Source organism: Paenibacillus sp. 01T422 (genome assembly GCF_056398785.1).
Map to the genome: position 1 here is coordinate 1 of NZ_JBFTQB010001096.1, position 1,826 is coordinate 1,826.

General features: G+C 43.7%; 2 protein-coding genes. Both read left to right on the forward strand.

Annotated features, from left to right (window positions below; genetic code table 11):
- The first annotated feature begins 223 nt into the window (after positions 1-223).
- Positions 224-553: a PadR family transcriptional regulator gene (locus AC1DUA_RS35945; protein WP_477504288.1), complete on the forward strand. Its 330-nt coding sequence runs from the start codon at positions 224-226 to the stop codon at positions 551-553.
- Positions 554-736: 183 nt separating this feature from the next.
- On the forward strand, positions 737-1,826 hold a 1,090-nt coding region (locus tag AC1DUA_RS35950; protein WP_477504287.1), incomplete at its 3' end, for an MFS transporter.

A 1,826-nucleotide genomic window follows, 5' to 3' on the forward strand; every position in this document is an offset into this window, starting at 1 on the left:
CCTACAAGTCCTACTACAGTTTGCGCCGGATTAATTGCCACGATGAAAACCACCTTTCTAAATAAAAACGCTCGTCCAACTGGATATTGCGTAATTTTCTTAAGTCCTACTTCTAAGTTATCATCCCCGTTCTGAGCGGTCAATGAAAGATGTGTATCACTTGCAGGACTACATTGACAGACAAAGTACTCTTAAATATAATGTAAACCAGGAGGTGAGGGTCATCTTTGACTTGAAAATTATATCTGATCTTATTCGCGGGCATACCGATAGCATTATTCTTAAACTTTTAATGTCAGGTGATAAATATGGCTATGAAATTTCAAAGCTTGTACAAGTAACTTCTGGTGGAGAATACGAGCTCAAAGAGGCTACTATGTACGCCAGTCTCAAACGCTTAGAGCAGGAAGAGAACATTACATCCTACTGGGGAGACGAAACGCAAGGCGGCAGAAGAAAGTATTATCGGCTCACCGACAAGGGCAAGGAGACATTTGATACAAACAAACGGAACTGGGAACATGCCAAAAACATACTCGATTTGTTCTTATAAGAGAGATCCAGAAATCCAACCTTAAGGGGGCCTCTTTTCGGAAATGCCTATTTGACCAAACAGGCTCAGCTCTTCGGAGTTAATGGGGATCTGTTTGGATAACCTAACATTTACTGGAACTTCGTTTCTTCATACAGGCTCATGTTACCATCATTTAATAAGAAAGCGGGGAACACCAACTTCATGTCAACTCAAACCAAAAATAAAGGAATAGGCATTGTGCTTGCCGGGCTTCTGCTTGGCATTCTGATGGCAGCGATGGATAACACCATTGTAGCTACAGCTATGGGTACTATCGTAGGGGAATTAGGCGGATTGGACAAATTTGTGTGGGTCACTTCCGCCTATATGGTCGCAGAAATGGCAGGCATGCCGATTTTCGGAAAATTGTCCGATATGTATGGACGCAAAAAGTTTTTTATCTTCGGGATTGTCGTGTTTATGCTCGGCTCCATTTTGTGCGGAACAGCTAATTCCATTATTGAGCTCAGCATTTATCGCGCGATTCAAGGGATTGGCGGCGGTGCGCTAGTACCTATTGCTTTTACTATCATGTTCGATGCCGTTCCGATTGAGAGTCGCGGCAAATTAGGCGGATTGTTCGGGGCTGTTTTTGGTATGTCCAGTATTTTCGGCCCCCTGCTTGGGGCTTATATTACGGATTATGTGAATTGGAAATGGGTCTTCTACATTAATCTGCCGCTCGGTTTGATCGCTTTTATTTTCATCGCTTTCTTTTACCGTGAATCCGTTGAGCATTCGAAGCAAAAGATCGATTGGTGGGGCGCAATGACACTCGTCGGGGCCATCGTCTCTCTCATGTTCGCGCTTGAATTAGGCGGTAAAAAATATGCTTGGGATTCATCGGTTATCCTCGGATTATTCGCATTGTTCGCCGTGTTAACGATCATCTTTATTTTCGTAGAACGCCGTGCTGCCGAGCCGATTATCTCTTTTGCTATGTTCAAAAGCCGTTTGTATGCTTCCAGTAATACTGTAGCCATTTTTAGTGGTGCTGCCTTTATTACAGCTTCTGTTTATATCCCAATCTTTGTTCAAGGTGTACTTGGCGGAACAGCGACCAACTCAGGCTTAGTTTTACTGCCCATGATGTTAGGTTCAGTTGTAACGGCAACAGGCGGCGGTTTCTTAATGACCAAAGTGAGTTATCGATCCATTATGATACCTACAACCCTCATTCTAGCTGGGGGAATCGCCCTATTGACGACATTAACTCCTGAGACGCCTCGCTGGCTGTTAACGATCTATATGA